Annotated in this window: 1 pseudogene; it reads right to left on the bottom strand. The window is 64.0% G+C overall.

The features are described from left to right. Window positions 1-154: 154 nt before the first annotated feature. Window positions 155-916: pseudogene (locus B1818_RS23830) on the bottom strand (MFS transporter); the annotation flags it as partial.

Below are 916 nucleotides of genomic sequence, written 5' to 3'. Positions count from 1 at the left end.
CGCGCAGTGCCCACACGTCATTCCGGAGACGATCACTGTCGATGTGCTCATGAGATGTGCCCTTTCGGTACAGCAGTGGTGCCGACGACCCTCAGGGGGTCTGTCGCTGTGGCGTCTCGCCACACCACATTCATACCTTACCCCCCTAGGGTAATCAATGGGTTGTGGTGGGCTGAGCTTCGGTGGTGGCGGTGAAGCCCAGCCATCCGCGGCGGTGCAACAGCAACAGGGCTGACGCCGCCGCCATGCCGGTGAGGACTAGAGCGATCCACACCAGTTCGGGCATGTCGCGGGTGGTGGCCGCGCTGAACAGCCACCCGGTCGCGGCGTTGCCGAGCAGAATCCCGATCCCGACGATGGTGTTGTAGAGCCCGTAGTGGGTGGCGACAAGCGTGCCGCGGGCCAGTCCCACCACGGTGTCCATTTCGAATGGGAACACTGCTGCGGTGGCGGCGGCGAGCAGAGCTGCGGTGAGTAGCAGGGCGGCGATGTTGAGGGCGATGTTGCGCTGATGCGTTGCGGTGCTGGCGACTAGGGGCAGGAAAGCTGCAGCCATCAGCGTCATTCCCACGCTCAGGCTGCCGGTGCTGCCCCAGCGGTTGCCGAACCATGTGGTGATGCGTAGCTGGCCGGCGATGGCCACCAGACCGGTCACCACGAACATTGCGGTGACAACACTGGTGGCGAGGGTGGGGTTGTCTGCTATGCGGTCGGCATGTAGGGGCAGGGCGAGGTAGACCTGGAAGGACAGCACGTAAGAGCTGGCCATCGCCGCAGCGAAGAGCAGGAATCGCCGGTTACGGACGACGCTGCGCCAGTCCTGAATGATTGAGGTGCTGCTCGGGGCAGGTGTTGTTGCGGGTAGCGCTTTGATCTGCACGAGGGTCAGGACCGCGAAAACTGCTGCCGCACAGAG

The sequence above is a fragment of the Gordonia sp. IITR100 genome, assembly GCF_002009645.1.
Taxonomy (GTDB): Bacteria; Actinomycetota; Actinomycetes; order Mycobacteriales; family Mycobacteriaceae; genus Gordonia; species Gordonia hongkongensis.
Note: the sequence above shows the minus strand (reverse complement) of the source record. Positions and strands in the feature narration are given on the sequence as shown.